The organism is Ruegeria sp. BHSB058, assembly GCF_059613285.1.
In genome coordinates this window covers 15,283-34,362 of record NZ_JBXWSF010000014.1, presented here as the reverse complement: position 1 = coordinate 34,362, position 19,080 = coordinate 15,283, and the positions used below count along the sequence as shown (strand labels likewise).

Sequence of the window (19,080 nt, the reverse complement as noted above, 5' to 3'; positions counted from 1 at the left end):
TACGCATGTTCACAGGTTTGCCATGAGCCTCAAGCACGTCTTCACCCCGGTGCGCTTGCGCCACAAGACCTTGCACAATCGCATCGTCTTTGGCGCACACACGACCAATATGGCGCAGGATGGGGTGCCGGGTGACCAACACCTGGGCTATTATCTGGAGCGCGCCATTGGTGGGGCCGCGATGATCGTGGTAGAGCCGATGCCGGTTCATCCGGCGGCGGTTCTGACCCGCGGCAACTTCCGACATTGCAGCGACGATGTAATCCCGCACTTTGCCCGCCTGACCGAAGCTTGCAAGGCGCAGGGTGCGGTGATGATACAGCAACTGTATCACGTCGGTGCGCATGGGGATTGGGACAACAGTTGGCATGCCAACTGGTCACCTTCGGGCGGTCCCAGCTATCACGATAGTGACGGTAGTCACGAAATGACCGCCGACGAGATCGAGGAGACGATCGAAGGTTTCGTTCAGGCTGCTATCCGATGCCAGAGTGCTGGGTTCGACGGCGTCGAGGTTTGGGCGGCCTATCACTGTCTGCTTGATCAGTTCTGGACGCCATTTTCCAATAAGCGCACGGATGAATGGGGCGGTAGTTTGGAAAACCGAACCCGGTTTTCCCGCGATATCCTGCGCCGCATTCGCGCGGCTTGTGGCGAGGATTTCATTGTAGGCTTGGCGATCAACGACGATGCCGAAGTCGAAGTCTGCCTCAGTCGGGACGAGATGGTCGAGATCATATCTTTGCACGACGCCGAAGGTTTGATGGACTATGTGACTGTTGGTTCAGGAAGCTATTTTGATTTCTACAAGATCTTGCCCAGTTTCCAGTATCCGGAGGGTCTGGGAGTCGACCTGTCGATCCGCCTGAAAAAGGTGGTTCGGAATGCGCTGGTGACGGCTGAGGCCAATATCCGGACGCCTGAGAACGCCAACGCTCTACTAGGGGGTGGGCAGGCCGATCTTGTCTCGATCGTGCGCGGTCAGATCGCGGACCCGCATCTGGTCACCAAGGCCCGAGAGGATCGGGTCGAGGATATTCGCGGCTGTCTGTCCTGCAATCAACAATGCTGGGGACGGCGGGGGCGTGACTATTACATATCGTGCCTGATCAACCCTTCTGCAGGGCATGAGTATCTGTGGGGCGGCGATCGTTTCGCGAAAACCGACGACCCCAAGACCATTCTGGTGGTGGGGGCTGGCCCCGCCGGTCTGGAAACCGCTCGCGTAGCGGCGGAGCGAGGTCATAGGGTTTTACTGGCGGAGGCCTCCTCGGAACTGGGCGGTCAGTTCCGTCTTGCGGGATTGCAACCGCGCAGGGCGCAAATTGCGGATCTTATTGCGTGGTATGGTCGGCAACTGGACAAGTTGGGCGTTGATTTGCGGTTCAACACGTTTCTTGATGCGGATGACATTTCAGGCATCGGTGCGGATCAGGTGGTTCTGGCCACGGGGTCGCTGCCTGCGGAAACCGGGTTTCAAAAGGCGCTGCCGCATGTGGCCGCAATGCCCGGCGCCAGTGGTGCGAATGTCTGGTCGCCCGAGGACGTCATGGGGCGTGCCGCGAGGTTGGGCAAGCGGGTTGTTGTTCTGGATGAGGCCGGAAACTGGCGCGGGATCGGCACGGCTTGGCATTTGGCCGAGGCAGGGCACGACGTAACGATCGTGACACCAAGCCCGATGGTGGCGCGCGACCTGATCCGCTCGGCCACAGATTTGCCCGCGCGCCGGTCACTGACCGCACTTGGCGTGCGGTTCGTCACTGAAAGCGCGATTTCCGAATGGACCGGTTCCGGTGCCAATGTGTTTTGCCTGCTGTCTGGGCGAGAAAGCAGGATCGAGGCAGACTCACTGGTTCTGGCCACGGGCAACATCGTCGACAGAACCCTGCACGATGACCTGCGTTCCAGGGGCATCCATCCTCGTTTGGTCGGTGACGTGTACGCGCCGCGCCTGGCTGCGGCTGCAATATATGAGGGACGGGTGACCGGATTGACCCTATAGCCGGATTGGCTTGTGCCGGCGTGCGGGAGGTGTTTAGGTTTTCCATACATCATCCCGGGTTTCGGAGAGCTTCTCATGGACAGACCTCGTGCCGACCTTGCCGCGTCGAACACGCCGCTTTATCGCCTGCCGCGGCTTTCCGGGCATCTTGGCATCGACCTGTGGATCAAGCGGGATGATCTGGCCGGGGCACCATTTGGTGGCAACAAGTCCCGGCAATTGGAATACTATCTGGGCGCGGCGCAGGCGGCGGATGCCGACACGATACTGATTACCGGTGCGGTCCAGTCGAATTTCGTTCGCACTGCGGCTGCAGCCGCCGCCTCGCTGGGTATGCAGACCGTCGTGCAGCTTGAAGAGCGTGTGAATGGCGTTGACGAGATCTATCGGACCTCTGGCAATGTCCTACTGCTGCGCGTTCTTGGGGCCGAAATCATGCACTACCCTGAAGGCGAGAACGAGGCGGGTGCCGATGCGGCCTTGCGTGCCCGGGCAGAAGAACTGCGCGAGGCGGGGCGTCATCCGTATGTCATTCCTCTCGCGGTGAACAACCCGCCGCTCGGCGCCTTGGGTTATGTCCGGGCCGGACAGGAGATTGTGGCGCAAGCTGGTGATTTCGACACTGTTGTCGTTTCTTCCGGCAGCGGGGCGACCCATACAGGGCTTTTGACCGGATTGCGTGGGGCGGGCGGACAGGCCACCGTCATCGGGAGTTGTGTGCGCCGGTCGCGCGAGTCGCAGAGCCTGCGCATAGCCGAGGTTCTTGACCGGTTGAGCGAGTTGACCGAGCACGCGTCTTCGGTGACGTCGCAGGATATCCGCATCTGGGACGGGGCGCTCGCACCCGGGTATGGGCAATTCGGACCAGCCGCCAAATCTGCAATGGAAATGATGGTGCGGCAGGAAGGTATTCTGCTTGACCCAGTCTATACGGCCAAGGCCTTTGCGGCCATCCCGGCCCTAACGGCGAGTGGAGAAATCGCGCAAGGAAGTCGGGTTCTGTTCGTGCACACGGGCGGTCTGGCTGCGTTGTTCGGTTATCAATCCGGCCTGGAAGCAGCATTCTGAGGGATTTCAGTCTCGTCTTCGATGGCGGAGATATCTGGGTGCGCGCCGATACTGTCCAGGAGTGCGACAACCTCGGTCTGCCAACCCTCCTTGATCTTTTTAGCAAGTTGCGAGAGCGGTCGATAAAGCGGGGTCAGGATCACGTATTCGTACCTGAAAATGTCGGGCATCGGGCGAAAGACGACCTCGCCTCGAGTCGTGTTGGTTTCTTGTTCGTTGACGACCGTCAGGGGGTCGACGATGGACAGGCAGCGCCCTGCGCTGATGAATTGCATCAAGGGGGCGAAAAACTGGCTGTCAAGAAGTATGTTCGGCGTGGCTCCGGCGTCGCGCAGAGCCTTGAGAGTTCGTTGGTGCATCACGTGATAGCTCTGCAATGTGCCCAGCGGAACACTGTCCAGATCCTGACAGGAAATCGTGTCGCGCTCGGCCAGAGGGTGGCAGCGGGGTAGCGCGCAAAAACAGTTTGCGGTGATAAGTTCCTGCTGAAATGTGCGGTCGTCGCCCGGGCCGACCGCAAGATCGGCAAAACCAAAGTCGAAAGCCTGCGTCGCTGCCAATTCGCGGATTTGCATTGAGGTCCGTGATGACAGGGACACGCGAATATCTGGCACATCGCCGATAGCGCGACTGATAAATCGTGGCAACAGAAACGCCGAAGGACCTGGCATCGACGCAATGTTCAAAGTTCCGCGCTCGCCTCTGACCAGACTTTTCATGGTTCCGGCCACTGTGGATAGACGATCCAGAATATCGCTGGTTTCGGCAAGAAGATAGCGGGCCTCGGGTACCGGAACCAGTTGGCGACCCCGACGTTCGAACAGTTTCAAACCCAGCGAATCTTCCAAAGATCGAATCGCCAGGCTGACCGCAGGTTGGGTCCTGCCCAGTTTCTGTGCTGCCTCAGACAGAGATGACGAGTTCATGACAGCGCGAAACGCAGTGATTTGGGATAGATTCATCGTAAATCCATAAGGAAAACTTTGCCTAACCTAAAGTAATCAAATTTGCATTTATTTAAAAGTTCGATCATCGTTTCAGAATAAGGATCGTGACCTAACGTCCAATCACACCAAAGGGAGACAAAAATGGCATTCATCAGAAATCTTGGCGGAGCTGTTCTGGCAGCCACTCTGGCAGCTGGCGCAGCTTATGCTCAGGACCCGACCTTCTTCCGCATTGGCACGGGCAGTGCAGGCGGCACCTATTTCCCCATTGGCGGCACCATCGCAAACGGCATCTCGTCCCCTCCGGGCTCGCGCCCTTGTGAGGAAGGTGGCCAGTGCGGCGTGCCGGGCCTGATCGCCATCGCACAATCGACCACCGCGTCCGTGTTCAACAATACCGCTGTCGAGAACGGCGAGCTTGAAGCTGGTCTGGCGGCTGCGGACGTCACGCGTTCGATGTATCTGGGCGAAGGCAAGTTCGAAGGCAAGCCGCATCCCAAGCTGCGTATCGTCGCGAACCTGTTCCCCGAAGACCTGCACCTGGTTCTGCCCAAGGGTACGTCGATCAGCAACCTTGGCGATCTGGCAGATAAACGCGTGGGCATCGCTCAGGCGGGATCGGGAACCCAAGTTGCAGTCCTGCAGATGCTCGAGGCCTGGGGCGTGACCCGCGACAACATGGAAGAGGCCGAACTGAACAACAGCCAGTCGGCCGAACGTCTGGCTGACGGTCAGCTTGACGGCTATTTCTATGCGGCCGGTTGGCCGGTTTCGGCGATGGTTCAGCTCGCCTCGACCAAAGGTATGGACCTGCACAGCTTCACCGACGAGGATCTTGCCAAGATCAATGAGATCATCCCGGCCTATATCCCGTCAAAGATTCCGGCCGGTGTCTATGAAGGTGTCGACTATGAAGTGAAAACCCCGGCGGTTTCGGCATTGCTGGTGGTTTCGTCCGACCTGTCCGACGAACTGGTCTATGGCATCACCAAGGCAATGTGGAACGACAACACCCGCAATTTGTTGGATAACGGCCACGCCAAGGGCAAGCAAATCACACTGGATACCGCGCTTGACGGGATCGCAAATCTGGGCGTCCCGCTGCACCCGGGTGCCGAGAAGTTCTACAAAGAAGCTGGCGTTCTGGAGTAACCCCTCTCTCCTCGGTTATTCCAAGTCCTGGGCGGCGGGCGTAAGCTGCGCCGCCCAATCAATCCCACACCACACTTGATGCGAGAGGGCGGGCCATGAGCAACGCGCCAAACCACGAGTCTCCGGAACTGTCCGCCGAAGAGCTGGCCGCAATCGAAGAGAAATTCGACGAAGGTGCCGCGACACGCGAAGTTTCGGACCGGTTCGGAAAGTTCCTGCGTTATGTGGCCCTGATCTATGCCACGTACCACTATCTGACCGCAGGGTTTGGACTGCCGCCTGATTATTGGCACATGGGTTGGCACCTGTCGGGGTTGTTTATCCTGATTTACGCGTTGTTCCCGCATATCAAGACCAAAACTTCGTTCGACCTGAAAACCGGTGCGTTCCATCTGGGCGGCGTGCCCTATCTGGATGTGATGCTGATGGTTTTGGGCGTGGCGGCCTCACTTTATCTGGGGTTCGCCTGGCATGGTATTCCCTTCCTTGGTGTAGAAGAAATGACCTTCAGGATGGGAAATCCGAACACCTATGACATGATATTCGGCTGCATCCTGATCGTTCTGGTTCTCGATATTGCGCGCCGGACGCTGGGTTGGATTCTGCCGCTGATCATCTGCTGTTTTATGGCCTATGCGCTGTTCGGTCCGATCTTTCCGGGCATCCTTCAGCATCCTGGCGTCAAATTTAAAACATTCGTCAGCTCGATGTACTTCCCGCAGGAAGGCATTTTTGGCGTCACGCTCTGGGTCGTCTCGACGATCGTTTTCCACTTTGTCCTGTTCGGTGTGATTGCGCAGCGCACCGGGTTGGGGCAGCTCTTCATTGACAATGCCACCATTCTGGCGGGCCGCTATACCGGTGGCCCGGCCAAGGTGTCGGTGGTTTCGTCCGCCTTTTTCGGTACGATTTCGGGTTCTTCGGTGGCGAACACCGTCTCGACCGGGGCGCTGACCATTCCGAACATGAAACGGCTTGGCTACCCAGGCCATTTCGCAGGCGGGGTCGAGGCGGCGGCGTCGGCGGGTGGGCAGATCACGCCACCGATCATGGGCGCTGCGGCCTTCATCATGGCTGAATTCCTGGAAGTGCCGTATACCACGATTGTCATTGCGGCGATCTTTCCGGCGCTGTTGCACTATACCGGCGTCTTCACAGTGGTGCATCTGATGGCGCGCCGCCTGAACCTGCAGGGTCTGTCCAAGGAAATGCTGCCGAAGCTTGGCGAAGTGTGGCGCGAAGGCTGGGCCAACATCGTTCCGCTGGTCGGGCTTTTGGTGGTTCTGTTCTCGGGGTACACCCCCTATATGTCTGCGTTCTGCGGTATATCCCTGGCACTGATCGCTGGTATGGCCCGCTACAAAGAGCCGCTGACTCTGCCAATTCCCGCAGCGTTCATCGCCTTTGTACTGTGGAAATATGCCGGCGATGGCTTTGATCTGACGATGTCCCTCATCCTCATTGCGGGATCGGTCATCGCCACATTCAACCCACAGGGCCGCACGACAATCACGGAAATGGCGGATACGCTTGAAACCGGCGTGAAATACGCGCTGGCCGTGGGCGCGGCCTCGGCAGCTGTCGGCATCGTCATCGGTGTGATCAACACCACCGGCGTCGGGTTCCGGATCGGTTTCATGGTTACGCAGGCCGCAGCGAACCTTGGCGGTGATCTCAACAGCCTTCTGACTTTCGGCAGCTTCGAGTTGTTCGCAGTCGAGGATCTGACGCTCTTCATCAGCCTGATCTTCATCGCTGTTGCCTGTATCCTGATGGGGGCGGGGGTGCCGACCACGGCGCTTTACATCATGCTGGTTTCGGTGGCTCAGCCCGCGTTGGCACAGCTTGGCATCCCACCGATCGCGAGTCATATGTTCGTGTTGTACTATGGCGTAGTGGCTGAGATCACCCCGCCGGTTTGTACCTCGGCTTACGCGGCTGCGGCCATTGCCAACTCCAACCCGTTCCGGACCGGCTTGTCGGCCTTCTCGCTGGGATTGGGAAAGGTGGTGGCTCCAATGGCGTTCGTCTATGCGCCGGTGCTGCTGTTCGTCTCATCGACCGGCTTCAACTTCGTCGAGTTCAGCTATACGGCCACCAGTTGCATTGCGGGTGTCATCGCCCTGTCGACGGCAGTCGTGGGTTACTGGCTGGCACCGATGGGTGTGTTCTATCGGATCCTGATGGCAATCTCGGGTCTTGTTTTCATCGCTCCATCGCTGCAGGCCGATCTGGTGGCGCTTGCAATTGCCAGCCCGGCAATCCTAAGCCAGATCATCGCCCGACGGGCGCAAACTTCCGTGGCGTAACTCGATGGAAAAGGATGTCACCATTCTCGGTGCAGGTGTTGTTGGCATCTGCACCGCCCTCTCCCTCGCTGAGCGCGGCGTCGCGGCGCGACTGATTGACCGGGGCGATCCTGGGCAAGAGACCTCTTTTGGCAATGCCGGCGTCATCTCGCCATGGTCCATCATCCCGCAGGCTCTGCCGGGGACGTGGAAACAGATGCCCCATTTGCTGTTCGGCAAATACAGACCACTGGCCGTACGCACGACATTCTGGCCCAGGATGGCGCGTTGGGGTCTGGCGTTTTTGAGTAACGGAACCGAAGCCCGTGTGCAGCGGGCCGCCGATGCGATGGAGGTGCTGTGCGGCCCTTCGATCGACCTTTATCGTCGGCATCTGCAAGGCACCGGGGCAGAAGGTTTGGTGCGCGACAGTTGTTATATCCACGCCTTTCGCGAGGGCGACAAGGCTTCGCTGCGGTCTCTGGACTATCGCATTCGCCAAGAAAAGGGCGCGCGTCTTGAACTGGTGGGGGTGGATGAATTGCGCCGGATTGAGCCTGCTTTGTCGCACGATTTCAAGGCGGCCGTTCTGATCCACGATCAGGCCCGCGCCCTTTCACCGGGGCGTATTGGCGCGGCCCTGGCCGACAAGGCTCGTTCGCTTGGTGTCGAAATTGTCAAGGAGCAGGTCACCGGCCTGATGCGTACCGATCTGGGGTGGCGCATTTCCTGCAATGCGGGTGTTTATGAAGCCTCCCGGGTGGTGATCGCGATGGGGGCGTGGTCGCCCGAGATCCTGCGGCCTTTGGGTATCAACGTACCGCTGGTGGCCGAGCGTGGATATCACCTGGAGTTTTCTGCTCCGGGGATTGAGGTGAACAATTCGGTCATGGATACCGATGCCAAGATCGTGGCATCCAGCATGGAAGGCGGTATGCGTATCGCTGGACAAGCCGAATTCGGCGATGTGAACGACCCACCAGATCCTCGCAAGCAACCCCGAATGCTGGCGCAGGCCAAGGCCGCCTTTCCGGATCTCGCGACCGATCGCCCGAGTTTCTGGATGGGTCGCCGCCCGACCTTTCCTGACAGCCTGCCAATGATCGGCGAATTTGATGATCAACCGGGCCTGTTTGCGGGCTTTGGTCATTCTCACTGGGGATTGATGATGGCACCGAAAACCGGGGAACTGCTGGCGGACATACTGTCGGGGCGCAGTAACAACATTGATTGCTCGGCCTATTCCACGGGCCGCTTTTCCCGCGGACTGATCCCAACAACGGACCTTTGACCATGACAGTCACAAACACCCCGATCGGCATACTTTGTCTCGATACACATTTCGCCAAACCACCCGGCCATATCCGGTGCAGTGAAAGCTTGCCATTCCCGACGGTCAAACGGATCGTGCGAGGCACAACCATCCGCGAGTTGCTGGAACGACCCAGTATCGAGTTCTTCTCACCCTTTCTGGACGCGGCAAGGGAACTGGAGGCTCAGGGATGCGCCGCCATCACCGGCAGCTGTGGATTCATGGCGTTGTTTCACCGCGAGTTGGCAGCACAGGTTTCGATACCCGTGTTTTCTTCCAGCCTGATCCAGATCCCGTTGATGCACCAGATGGCAGGGCAGCGTGGCAAGGTCGGTGTGATCACTGCCCGCAAATCGGCGCTGACACAGGCGCATATGGATGCAGTCGGGGCGGGAACGACGCCCGTCGCCATTGCGGGGATGGAAGAACAGCCGGAATTCCGGGACGTGATCCTTGATGACAATCGGCCGGAAATCGACCAAGAGGTACTGGCTCAGGAACTCGCCACTGTTGGCCGTCAACTGGTAGCAGACAATCCGGATGTCAATTCGATCGTTCTGGAATGTACCGACCTTCCGCCGTATGCGCACCGCCTGCAAGAAGTGTTGGGATTGCCTATAGCCGACCTGACGACATTGGCGACAATGGTCCACAACATCGTGACGCGCAGCCCATATGCGGGCCAGATCAGGTACGACTGAAAAGGGTTCGGCTTGAGCTGAATATGTTGATCTGGATGAAATTCTTCTGATTACTGTGCTCAGGTCGGGCCGGAAAACAGGAATTCATCATGCGGACCAGCGAATGCGCCACCCCCGCGACCACGCCGCGTACCCGCGCCAAGGCGCGGCATATTCTTGATAACTACTATATCGGCCCGTCGCGTGATGGCGCTGTGCTTGAGATCTGGGGCTATTCCGATTGCTACACCTATCGTCCCGGCGAGCGGCTTGCACTGCGCGTTTCGACGACGGGCGATTCCTGGGATGTCGAGATCGGACGCGACGGCGCCCGCTACGCCCCTCTTTTTCATCGAACCGATCTGCCAGGCACACATCACCCTACGCCTGTCGACTGTTCCGTTGAAGGATGCGGTTGGCCAGTCGAGTTTGAGTTCGACATTCCGCAGGACTGGATGGAGGGTGGATATCTGGTTACCCTGCGCGCCCGCCGGGGTGCGGACATGGTCGAAGAGCATCACCTGTTTTTCTTGCGTAGGGCAACCGATCGCCCGGCAGCACCTTTCGTTCTGGTTTGCGCTACGGGGACATGGCTGGCCTACAATTGCTGGGGCGGATCGAACCACTATGAAGGTATCACCGGTCCAGACGGTAACGCGTTTTCCCCCGTTGTTTCGACGCAGCGCCCGTGGACGCGAGGGTTCTGCAAACTGCCCGAAGGCGCGCCGCGCGCTTTGCCGGAAAAACCACACGTGCCGGGAGGGATGGTTCGCTATCCGTACATGGAATGGGCCTATGCCTATGGGTACTCAAAGAAATATGCCTCTGCTGGTTGGGCCAGTTACGAACGCCACTTTGCCCGCTGGGCCGAAGCGCAGGGGTATGAGTTTGAAATCGTTACGCAGCACGATCTGGAAATGGACCCAGACCTTTTGAATGCGCATCGCTGCGCCGTGTTTGTAGGCCATGACGAGTACTGGAGCGCAAACATGCGCCGCGCAGTGGACCGGTTTGTCGAACGCGGCGGCAACGTCGCCCGATTCGCGGGTAACTTCCTGTGGCAGACCCGGATCGAGGACGAAGGAAGAAGGCAGATCTGCTACAAATACACCGCGCGTGACTGCGACCCGGTTATGGGCACCGATCACGAGGTTCTGGTGACCGGCGCGTGGGAGGCTGCGCCAGTGAAATGGCCCGGATCACAAACATTCGGGGCGAACGGGTTGATGGGGGTTTATGCTGGTCTGGGGCGGTGCGCAGGGCAGGGCAGCGGCGGGTTCACTACCTACCGACCTGGACACTGGGCGCTGGAGGGTACCCAACTGGGCTATGGCGACGTACTGGGGGCCGGATCGCGCATCTTTGGCTATGAGGTCGATGGGCTGGACTATCGGATGGAGGATGGGTTGCCATTTCCAACCGGTGCAGACGGCACCGATCAAAACGTCGAGATCATCGCGATGGGTCTGGCTACGAATGTGGAACCGGAACATGGTGTATGGGGTGAGACGATTTACATCGGTTCCGACGATGCCGCGTTCAAAGCGCTTGCCATGTTTGGGGAGCTTAGTGACAAAACTCTGGACCGGGCAGTGCGCGGCAACGGGGTGATCGTGTATTGGGAACGCGGTCAGGGGGCGGTATTCAACGCCGCCACCTGCGAGTGGGTCATGGGCCTTGCGCGCCAAGACTGGCAGGTCGAATGCGTTACGCGCAACGTGCTTGACCGCTTTGGTACGCCCGCCGCCTAGCCTGAACGCCACCCTGCTTCACGCAGTGCGTGCCCGTAACTGGGTGCTGTGCGCATTCTGTGACCCAGCCCTTTGCTGAGCAGCAATTTGTGCAGTTTTGGCAAGTTGTAACAGGGCACATGCATGATCATGTGATGTTCCAGATGGTAGTTGACCCAATAGGGGGCCACCAGCAATCGCGCTACTGGACCGGCAAAGGTTGTGCGGACGTTTTGCAACGGGTTTTCTGATTTTTCGGTCGCTCCGTGTTCCGCGATGTTGCGGATGCGCAAGACGAACTGAAACCATGTGAGATAGGGTAGCAACCAGAAGGCAAGTCCCCACCACCACTGGCCCGCCAGCCCCATGACGAACATGATGCCCAGAAAAATTGGGAGGGATTTCCAAAGTTGGGCCGCATTGAAGCTTTGGGCGAAATCCGAGGCCGCCGCTTCGACTGCATCCTTGTCCCCCGCAAGTCGAAACGACATCACGATCTGGCCCCAAAGCTGTTTCAACCCCGTTCGCCCTGTCAGGTCGCGTGTGAACTTACGCCGCATCGAGGCATGTGAGGTCGGAAACTTTGAGGACAGGACCAGATCGGGGTCTTTTTCGGTTTGGGTAAAGCGATGATGGGTAAGGTGATAGTGACGATAAGCCTCAAGCTCCGCCAGAATAGGCCTGCCGCACAGCCACTCGCCGACCAATTCGTTCAAACGCTTGTTGCGGAACAAGGCATTGTGGGCTGCATCATGCATCAAAATCGCCAGCCCAAGTTGGCGCGATCCGATGACAACCACGGCAAGTAGGAAAGTCAGAGGGTTCGGCCAAAGTGCAAAAACAATCAGCGCCGCCGCGATTGTTCCCCAGCAATGAACCACCAGACACACACCCATGCGATCTGAGCGTTGCGCCAGAGGACGAATCTCTTCGGTAGTCAGATAGGCCTTTCCGGGTGTCATCACGGCGCCTCCCGGTCGGAAACGTCTCAGATTCGGGCTGCGCCTGTCAATTTCGCCGCAGCGTCACTACTGCGTCGGCAGCCGCGTCATAGGCACTCGTTAACCATTGGTTTGCGACAACGTTCCCCGGAGCCACCCGGCCCGCGGAACCCTGCACAGACCCACACAAAAATCGTGGCCCCTGACGCGGCTGCAGCCATTACAGCCTCTGGTGCGTGCAAATCGTTTGCGACTGCCCCCACCAGTCCCACAAGGATTAACCCAACCCCCTCTAAGCCCAGAGCGTTCAGTAGCTTTCCGCCATGTGCTCTGATCTTCATCGGGTTTGCCCCCCTCATGTTGCCAATCTGGCTGAGGGTAGATTTGCCCGAAACCTGTGGTTGCGTAAGTGAACCAGATCACAATCGGTGGATTTTTTTAAAATTTCTTTCAGCGCCAGTCGAAAAAGCCTTGGCCAGCCTGGTCCAGAAGGCGACTTGCCATGGCACGACCCATCTCGCTGCCGTCTTCGACAGGCCCGGTGACATCATCAGCAATCGATTCAGAACCGTCTGGCCTGAGGACTTCGCCGCGCAGACGAAGATTGGCGCCCCGCAATTCAGCCAAACCGGCAATTGGTGTTTCGCACGAGCCGTCGAGCGCGGCCAGCAATGCGCGTTCAGCAGCCAGTCTTTGGCCGGTTTCTGCGTGGTGAATCGCCTCAAGCATCTCGGCGGCGCGGAGGTCATCTGCGCGTCGTTCGATCCCGATCGTACCCTGCGCGATGGCGGGCAGCATGTCATTGGGAGAAATTGCGGTCGCGGGAACATCGGTCATGTCCAGCCGCCGAATACCGGCCATGGCAAGAAATGTGCAGTCAGCAACGCCTTCGGCCAGTTTTTTCAACCGGGTCTGCACGTTGCCCCGAAATTCCACTACCTTCAGATCGGGGCGGCGATTCAGAAGCTGTGCCCGGCGGCGCAGTGACGAAGTTCCGACGACAGCTCCCTGGGGCAGATCGTGGATCGATGCGAGCGACGGAGAGATGAACGCGTCCCGCACGTCCTCGCGCGGCAGAAATGTATCGAGCACCAGACCGTGGGGTTGTTCGACCGGCATATCCTTGGTCGAGTGAACGGCGATGTCGATTGAGCCCTGCAACATAGCCTCTTCTATTTCCTTGGTGAACAGACCCTTGTTGCCAATCTCTTTCAGCGGACGGTCGGCGTCGATCATGGCACGGTTGTCGCCGGTGGTCTTGATGACCACGATTTCGAACGCGTCATTGGGCAGGTCGAACGCCTCGCTCAGCCGATTGCGGGTTTCATGGGCCTGGGCCAGCGCCAGCGGCGAACCACGGGTGCCGATCTTCAGCGGCGAAGCGGGGGAGGGTAAGTTCGAAATCATGGGGTCAGCTTTAGTCGCGTCACATTGCCCTGACAATGGGGGCAGAGCTTGACAAATTGCCGCCGAAGGCGGACCCGTGACGGAAATCGGATTTTTGGGGGCGAGCATGGCCGAAACAAAAACATTGCTGCGGGCGCTGGCGGGCGAAGTTCAAAAGGTTCCGCCGATCTGGATGATGCGCCAGGCAGGGCGGTACCTGCCGGAATACCGCGCCACCCGGGAACAGGCAGGTGATTTCTTGCGGCTGTGCTATACACCCGATCTGGCGGCCGAGGTGACGTTGCAACCGATCCGCCGCTATGGGTTTGATGCGGCGATCCTGTTTGCCGATATTCTGCTGGTGCCGCAGGCGCTCGGGGCCGATCTGTGGTTCGTAACCGGCGAGGGGCCGCGATTGTCCACGATTCAAAGCCAGGCCGATTTCGATGTGTTGAAACCGGTTGAAGCTGTTCACGAGACTCTGAACCCGATTTATGAAACCGTTCGAATACTGTCGCGCGAACTGCCGTCGGAAACCACGCTGATTGGATTTGCGGGTGCACCATGGACTGTCGCCACTTATATGATCGCCGGTCGGGGTACGCCCGATCAAGGACCGGCGCATGCCTTGCGCGAGGGCAATCCAGCACTGTTTGACGCCTTGATCAAGCGGATCACAGCGGCCACGATCGAGTATCTGTCTGCCCAGATCGAAGCCGGTGCCGAGGTTGTCAAAATCTTTGATAGCTGGGCGGGATCGTTGAACGGAGAGGCGTTCGCCAAATACGCAGTCGAACCTTGTCGGGTGATCACGCAGGCCCTGAAGGCGCGCCACCCGGGTATTCCTGTCATCGGGTTTCCGCGAGAAGCCGGTGACGGGTATGTTGGCTTTGCCAAAACCACGGGCGTGGACTGTGTGGCTCTCGATAACTCGGTGACGCCGGAATGGGCCGCAGAGCACGTTCAGGTCGATGGATGCGTGCAAGGGAATCTGGCCTCGTCGCATATGGTGACCGGCGGGCAGGCGTTGATTGACGAGACTCGCCGAATCGTCGCGGCCTTTTCCAATGGGCCCCACATCTTCAATCTGGGCCACGGGATCACGCCGGATGCTGATCCGGAAAATGTTCAGATCATGATCGATACGGTGCGCGGGCGTTAGGGGCGAGGGGCCAACCCCTCGCGCTCCCCGGGGTATTTCAGACCAGAAAGAAGCACCAAGTCAGTTCCTGTCCAAAGCTGAGAGTTCGCCGAGGATTTCGTCCGTGTGTTCGCCGCGTAGCGGGCTGGGTAGCGGAGTCCAGTCGTGGTTTGAAAAACGGGGGGCGCAGGCGGCCTGGAAGATGCCGTTTTGGGTTACCCAGGTCTCGCGGGACGCGTTCATTTCGTGGCGAGCCGCCTCGGCGGGGCTGAGAACCGGAGCGACGCAGGCGTCTGTGCCCAGAAACAGCCCGGCCCAATGATCGCGCGGTTTTTCCAAGAAGATTTCGGCCAGTCGCGAGGTAAGGGTCGGCCACGCGGGTCTGTCAAATTGCTTGAGGAAATCTGGATCTTCTGCGAGGCCCATGCGTTCGAGGAAGAGTGTGTAAAACTTCGGTTCAAGGCATTGCACCGTCACATAACCGCCATCCGAACATGCATAGGTGCGGCTCCAGTGGGGGCCGTCAAGCAAGCTTTCCCCGCGTGTCTCGGACAGGTTTCCGGTTTGCGACAAACTCATGAGCAGGTTCATCATGTGGGCCGAGCCGTCATAAATTGCGGCGTCGACCACTGTTCCACACCCGTTGACGCGAGCATTGAGTAAACCCGCTAGCAGGCCGGTCACTAGGTACATCGCACCGCCTCCGATATCACCGAGAAGAGTTGCCGGTGTCTGCGGCGCATCGCCGGGGTTTGACCCGTACCAAAGCGCACCCGACAGAGAAATATAGTTCAGGTCGTGGCCCGCCTGTTGAGCCAAAGGACCGTCCTGCCCCCAACCGGTCATGCGTCCGTAGACGAGTTTGGGGTTTAGTGCATGACAAGCTTCGGGGCCTAGGCCCAGTTTTTCCATCACGCCGGGTCGGAAACCCTCGATCAGCGCATCGGCGGTGGCAATAAGGCGTTGCGCGGTTTCATTGTCTGTGGCGCTTTTGAGATCCAGCGCGATGGACCGCTTGCCCCGGTCGAGCAGCGAACGTTCCGGCATTCCAGGCGTGACCGGGCCGCCCTTGCGGTGCACGGTGACTACGTCTGCACCGAGATCGGCGAGCAGCATGGCTGCGAATGGGGCAGGACCGAGCCCTTCGAATTCGATGATGCGAATGCCGTTCAACATGCGATGCTCTCCGTTTGGCAACAAGGTTCAGGTGTGGCCGGGGGATTGCAAGGGGTTGTTCATGCGACGTGACGTCCTGACAGAGTGCTCTATGCGCAATTGTTGGCCTGTGCTTTTCTGGGCTCTGAGGAGGAGTGTGCCATGCCAGTTGTCGACTATGAAAAGGATGGCCGTATCGCGCGAATTGCCCTGAATCGCCCAGAAGTATTGAACGCGATCAATGATGAATTGCCGGTGGAACTGGAGGCCGCAGTGTCGCAGGCAGACGCCGATCCGGAGGTGCACGTCATGATTTTGTCCGGACGGGGTCGCGCCTTTTGCTCGGGCTATGATCTGGCCTTTTATGCCGAAGGCAATGGTTCTGGAGAGGTGACGCAGCCAATGCCCTGGGACCCGATCAAGGATTATCGTTTTATGTGGCGCAACACACAGCATTTCATGTCGCTCTGGCGTGCTATGAAGCCAGTGATCTGCAAAGTGCATGGGTACGCGGTTGCAGGTGGGTCTGATATCGCGCTGTGTGCCGATCTGACCATCATGGCCGAAGATGCGCAGATCGGATACATGCCTGCGCGTGTCTGGGGCTGTCCGACGACTGCCATGTGGGTTTATCGCCTGGGGGTAGAGCGAGCCAAGCGGATGCTGTTCACCGGGGACAAGATTTCGGGTCGCGAAGCCGCCGACATGGGCCTCGTACTAAGGGCGGTTCCGGCAGATGAGTTGGATGACGCGGTCGAGGAACTGGCAGCACGGATGGCGGCGGTTCCGATCAACCAACTGGCGATGCAGAAACTGGTGATAAACCAGGCCATCGAACAGACGGGACTGATGCAGACACAGCGGCTGGCGACGATTTTTGACGGTATTACCCGGCATTCACCCGAAGGCATAAACTTCAAGGCGCGCGCCGAAGATGTGGGTTGGAAACAGGCGGTGGCAGAGCGTGACGAAGGGACGTGGGACTGGACCGGGAATTTCGAACTTCCCAAGCGCAACAGGTAGCAGACTTGTTCTGAAAAGAATTCGAGACTAGCCTGAATTCTTGCAACATCTCATGCACATTTCTGGGGGGAGCGGCATTGAGAGCCTGGTTGTTTTTTTTCGGCTGCGCCATCGCGATTGCGCTTGCCCTCATATATGCGCGGCTTCACCCGCCTTCCTCATTCAAATTCGCTGCAGGCCCCGAAGGCGGGTCATATGAGAGTATCGCCAAGACCTATGCGGATCTTCTTGCCAAAGATGGCATTCGGCTTGAAATCTTGCGGACTGCCGGGTCTGTTGAAAACGCACGCCTGCTGTCGCAGGGAGCGGTGGATGCGGGTTTCCTGCAGGGTGGCATCCCGATCGAAGATGACAGGATCGAGGCGATTGGAGCCGTATTCTTTGAGCCAATGGTGTTCCTCGGGCGCGCTGATGCGATCATTCCGCGCAACCCTGCTGAATGGAAAGGTTTGCGTATAAACAGCGGTGCGTATGGATCAGGAACCGAGGCCGCCTTTCGTGACTTTGAAAGAGCGGTAGATTTATCGCGAGAAGACAACACGCACTTCGAAATCGGATATGCCGAGGCAATTGATGCTTTGATCAACGATGAAATTGATATTGCCGTGTTTGTCGCGCCGATTGATGCGCCCTATCTGAAGCGGGCATATGAGCAATCCGAGTTAAGGTTCCTGCCAGTCGAACATGTCCAAGCCATTTCGCGCAGACTGGAATATGCCAGTGTCGTAACGGTTCCGACAGGAGGCATGTCTTTGGATCCTGTGCTTCCGCCCGGACCTCGTGAATTCATAGCTTTGGAAGCGCGGTTGGTTGTCGAGCCTGATTTGCATCCCGCCCTGATAAACCGCCTTACCACCGCCGCGATAGAAGTGCATCGAAAACGTGGGATCATAACCGACCCGGGCATGTTCCCGTCGATCGAAGGGACCGGATTGAAAGTCAACAACACCGCACGGCAATTGATACAGGAAGGCCCGTCTACATGGCACGATTGGTTGCCCTATTGGATAGCTGCTCAGGTCAATCGTGTGCTTCTGCTGTTCCTGCCATTCTTCTTCATTGTTGTTCCATTGTTGCGGATGCTGCCTCGCGCTTATGCTTATGTTCAGCGTTGGCGGGTTTGGCAGCACTATCCCGAGATAAGGCAGATCGAAGAAGAGTTGTCCGAGGAACCTGAATTGTCAAAACTTGAGGCGATGCAAACGCAGTTGGTCGATCTGGACAACCGCTTTGCCACGCTTCGGCTTCCAGCCGCCTACAGACAGGGACAATATGATGCCCGCCTGCATCTGGAACTCATTCAAAAACGGGTGAATGAGATGATTTTATTGCGACGGAAAGCTGCTGGCAAAAAGATTTGAAATCGTTTTGTCCCGAAAAACAGTTGATTTTTGTCCGTCATAAAACACAACTTCACCTCCGGAAGGGATCGACCGGGTAACCGACGCGTGCAAGATACAGGCCTTGCGGTGGGCAAACCGGACCGCAGGCAGCCCGGTCTAAGGCCTTGAGAGCCAAATAGACGTCCTCGGGTGACCACGCGCCTGCTCCGACCCGTTCAAGTGTGCCCACAAAACTACGCACCTGGTTGTGGAGAAAGGAACGTGCTCGGACGTGGAAATGGATTTCCGGTCCGGAAAAGCCATCGACCGCTTCGACGCGAAACTCGTCCAGCGACTTGACGGGGCTGGCAGACTGACAAATCGAGGACCGGAACGTGGTGAAATCGTGCCGCCCGATCAACATGTCTGCGGCTGCCTGCATCGTTGATACGTCGAGTGGATGACCGATCCGCCAGACCTGCCCTTTGTCATGTGTGGCCGGAGCGCGTCGGATCAGAATACGAAATAGGTATTGCCGTTCGACCGCCGAAAAGCGCGCGTGCCAGTCGTCCGCGACTTGAGAGGCCTGAAGAATTGCGACTGGTTCCTGCTTGAGGTGATAATTCAGCGCTTCAGACAAACGGAAAGGGTCCCAGTCCTTTGCCAGATCGCAATGGGCGACCTGACCAAGGGCGTGAACGCCTGCGTCGGTGCGGCCGGCCGCAGCAATTGTGTGAGGGCCGGGTTCGAGCTTGGCCAGCGCGTCCTCGATTGCTCCCTGAACCGAGGGCAGCTCTTTTTGGCGCTGCCAACCGGCAAATGGGGCGCCGTGATATTCGACTTTCAATGCATAACGTGGCATGGCCGCGCTGGTAGCCCGGAGAGGCGGACAAGTCCAGTGGGGAGGTCTGCCGTTCTGTGTTGCACTGGTAA

The 19,080-nt window shown here is 58.4% G+C and carries 15 protein-coding genes; 10 read left to right on the top strand and 5 right to left on the bottom strand.

The window, feature by feature from the left end:
* Positions 1–22 precede the first annotated feature (22 nt).
* A complete protein-coding gene (locus tag AC2FNB_RS05765; protein ID WP_496745027.1) occupies positions 23–2,002 on the top strand; it encodes an oxidoreductase in 1,980 nt (659 codons plus the stop codon).
* Between the two features lie 75 nt (positions 2,003–2,077).
* Positions 2,078–3,070 (top strand): D-cysteine desulfhydrase family protein, encoded by a 993-nt coding sequence (locus AC2FNB_RS05760; RefSeq protein WP_496745024.1) that lies wholly within the window; start codon positions 2,078–2,080, stop codon positions 3,068–3,070.
* On the opposite strand, the gene AC2FNB_RS05755 is transcribed toward AC2FNB_RS05760, so the two are convergent.
* Positions 3,043–4,032: a LysR family transcriptional regulator gene (locus AC2FNB_RS05755; protein ID WP_496745023.1), complete on the bottom strand. Its 990-nt coding sequence runs from the start codon at positions 4,030–4,032 to the stop codon at positions 3,043–3,045. The two genes, AC2FNB_RS05760 and AC2FNB_RS05755, sit on opposite strands and share 28 nt — an antisense overlap.
* A 126-nt stretch (positions 4,033–4,158) precedes the next feature.
* On the opposite strand from AC2FNB_RS05755, the gene AC2FNB_RS05750 reads away from it, so the two are divergent.
* From AC2FNB_RS05750 to AC2FNB_RS05730, 5 genes are all read left to right on the top strand, one after another.
* Positions 4,159–5,169 carry a TAXI family TRAP transporter solute-binding subunit gene (locus AC2FNB_RS05750; RefSeq protein ID WP_496745021.1) on the top strand — a complete coding sequence of 337 codons (1,011 nt, stop codon included), beginning with the start codon at positions 4,159–4,161 and terminating at the stop codon, positions 5,167–5,169.
* Positions 5,170–5,264: 95 nt separating this feature from the next.
* Positions 5,265–7,478: a TRAP transporter permease gene (locus AC2FNB_RS05745; protein WP_480748043.1), complete on the top strand. Its 2,214-nt coding sequence runs from the start codon at positions 5,265–5,267 to the stop codon at positions 7,476–7,478.
* 4 nt (positions 7,479–7,482) lie between these two features.
* Positions 7,483–8,748: an NAD(P)/FAD-dependent oxidoreductase gene (locus AC2FNB_RS05740; RefSeq protein WP_496745019.1), complete on the top strand. Its 1,266-nt coding sequence runs from the start codon at positions 7,483–7,485 to the stop codon at positions 8,746–8,748.
* Positions 8,749–8,750: 2 nt separating this feature from the next.
* Positions 8,751–9,470 carry an aspartate/glutamate racemase family protein gene (locus AC2FNB_RS05735; protein WP_480748041.1) on the top strand — a complete coding sequence of 240 codons (720 nt, stop codon included), beginning with the start codon at positions 8,751–8,753 and terminating at the stop codon, positions 9,468–9,470.
* Between the two features lie 89 nt (positions 9,471–9,559).
* Positions 9,560–11,200 carry a N,N-dimethylformamidase beta subunit family domain-containing protein gene (locus tag AC2FNB_RS05730; protein WP_496745017.1) on the top strand — a complete coding sequence of 547 codons (1,641 nt, stop codon included), beginning with the start codon at positions 9,560–9,562 and terminating at the stop codon, positions 11,198–11,200.
* On the opposite strand, the gene AC2FNB_RS05725 is transcribed toward AC2FNB_RS05730, so the two are convergent.
* Together AC2FNB_RS05725 and hemC are read right to left on the bottom strand one after the other, a co-directional pair.
* A complete protein-coding gene (locus tag AC2FNB_RS05725) occupies positions 11,197–12,141 on the bottom strand; it encodes a fatty acid desaturase family protein (protein ID WP_496745015.1) in 945 nt (314 codons plus the stop codon). The genes AC2FNB_RS05730 and AC2FNB_RS05725 overlap by 4 nt on opposite strands.
* A gap of 429 nt (positions 12,142–12,570) precedes the next feature.
* Entirely contained in the window at positions 12,571–13,527 is a 957-nt protein-coding gene (hemC, locus tag AC2FNB_RS05720) for a hydroxymethylbilane synthase (RefSeq protein WP_496745013.1), read from the bottom strand.
* 106 nt (positions 13,528–13,633) lie between these two features.
* Here hemC and hemE point away from each other — a divergent pair, with 106 nt between their 5' ends.
* Positions 13,634–14,668: a uroporphyrinogen decarboxylase gene (hemE, locus tag AC2FNB_RS05715; RefSeq protein ID WP_480748037.1), complete on the top strand. Its 1,035-nt coding sequence runs from the start codon at positions 13,634–13,636 to the stop codon at positions 14,666–14,668.
* A gap of 60 nt (positions 14,669–14,728) precedes the next feature.
* Here hemE and AC2FNB_RS05710 read toward each other — a convergent pair whose 3' ends face one another.
* Positions 14,729–15,823, bottom strand: coding sequence for a CaiB/BaiF CoA transferase family protein (locus tag AC2FNB_RS05710; protein WP_496745012.1), 1,095 nt, complete (start codon positions 15,821–15,823; stop codon positions 14,729–14,731).
* 141 nt (positions 15,824–15,964) lie between these two features.
* Here AC2FNB_RS05710 and AC2FNB_RS05705 point away from each other — a divergent pair, with 141 nt between their 5' ends.
* Together AC2FNB_RS05705 and AC2FNB_RS05700 are read left to right on the top strand one after the other, a co-directional pair.
* Positions 15,965–16,825 carry a crotonase/enoyl-CoA hydratase family protein gene (locus tag AC2FNB_RS05705; protein WP_496745010.1) on the top strand — a complete coding sequence of 287 codons (861 nt, stop codon included), beginning with the start codon at positions 15,965–15,967 and terminating at the stop codon, positions 16,823–16,825.
* 77 nt (positions 16,826–16,902) lie between these two features.
* The gene (locus AC2FNB_RS05700; protein WP_496745008.1) at positions 16,903–18,186 is read left to right on the top strand and encodes a TAXI family TRAP transporter solute-binding subunit; all 1,284 of its coding nucleotides are present in this window, start codon (positions 16,903–16,905) and stop codon (positions 18,184–18,186) included.
* A gap of 52 nt (positions 18,187–18,238) precedes the next feature.
* On the opposite strand, the gene truA is transcribed toward AC2FNB_RS05700, so the two are convergent.
* Positions 18,239–19,009 carry a tRNA pseudouridine(38-40) synthase TruA gene (gene truA / locus AC2FNB_RS05695; RefSeq protein ID WP_496745007.1) on the bottom strand — a complete coding sequence of 257 codons (771 nt, stop codon included), beginning with the start codon at positions 19,007–19,009 and terminating at the stop codon, positions 18,239–18,241.
* Positions 19,010–19,080 lie beyond the last annotated feature (71 nt).

Coding starts and splice junctions, on each gene's coding strand:
- AC2FNB_RS05765 (WP_496745027.1), top strand. CDS start 23: ATGAGCCTCAAGCACGTCTTCACCCCGGTGCGCTTGCGCCACAAGACC.
- AC2FNB_RS05750 (WP_496745021.1), top strand. CDS start 4,159: ATGGCATTCATCAGAAATCTTGGCGGAGCTGTTCTGGCAGCCACTCTG.
- AC2FNB_RS05760 (WP_496745024.1), top strand. CDS start 2,078: ATGGACAGACCTCGTGCCGACCTTGCCGCGTCGAACACGCCGCTTTAT.
- AC2FNB_RS05725 (WP_496745015.1), bottom strand. CDS start 12,141: ATGACACCCGGAAAGGCCTATCTGACTACCGAAGAGATTCGTCCTCTG.
- AC2FNB_RS05705 (WP_496745010.1), top strand. CDS start 15,965: ATGCCAGTTGTCGACTATGAAAAGGATGGCCGTATCGCGCGAATTGCC.
- AC2FNB_RS05735 (WP_480748041.1), top strand. CDS start 8,751: ATGACAGTCACAAACACCCCGATCGGCATACTTTGTCTCGATACACAT.
- AC2FNB_RS05730 (WP_496745017.1), top strand. CDS start 9,560: ATGCGGACCAGCGAATGCGCCACCCCCGCGACCACGCCGCGTACCCGC.
- hemE (WP_480748037.1), top strand. CDS start 13,634: ATGGCCGAAACAAAAACATTGCTGCGGGCGCTGGCGGGCGAAGTTCAA.
- AC2FNB_RS05740 (WP_496745019.1), top strand. CDS start 7,483: ATGGAAAAGGATGTCACCATTCTCGGTGCAGGTGTTGTTGGCATCTGC.
- AC2FNB_RS05755 (WP_496745023.1), bottom strand. CDS start 4,032: ATGAATCTATCCCAAATCACTGCGTTTCGCGCTGTCATGAACTCGTCA.
- hemC (WP_496745013.1), bottom strand. CDS start 13,527: ATGATTTCGAACTTACCCTCCCCCGCTTCGCCGCTGAAGATCGGCACC.
- AC2FNB_RS05710 (WP_496745012.1), bottom strand. CDS start 15,823: ATGTTGAACGGCATTCGCATCATCGAATTCGAAGGGCTCGGTCCTGCC.
- truA (WP_496745007.1), bottom strand. CDS start 19,009: ATGCCACGTTATGCATTGAAAGTCGAATATCACGGCGCCCCATTTGCC.
- AC2FNB_RS05745 (WP_480748043.1), top strand. CDS start 5,265: ATGAGCAACGCGCCAAACCACGAGTCTCCGGAACTGTCCGCCGAAGAG.